Raw genomic sequence first — 255 nt, 5'->3', positions numbered from 1 at the left:
ATCGAGCTTGCCGTCGGCAGCCATCTGGCATCGGCTGCACTGCTTCTTTGCGGCATCTTCACGCTGCAGGGCGGCGGTTCGCTCGCCCTGCTCGGTGGCGTGCCGCTGGTGGTCGTCGGGCAGGTCGCGTCAGCCGCGGCGATGTTCGCCTTCTTCTTCCGGCTGCAGGCGGTCGGCGGCCCGGTCTATCTCAGCCAGATCGGCTATGTCGCGGCTGCGGTCGGATTGTTCGCCGGGACGATCTTTCTCGGCGAG

General features: G+C 67.5%; 1 pseudogene. It reads left to right on the top strand.

From position 1 onward, the window contains the following. Nucleotides 1-255, top strand: a pseudogene (locus AC0L2O_RS37095) (EamA/RhaT family transporter); the annotation flags it as partial.

This window comes from Bradyrhizobium sp. Kon10, assembly GCF_055807395.1.
The sequence above is the reverse complement of the archived record's forward strand: the minus strand, read 5'-3'. Positions and strand labels throughout refer to the sequence as shown.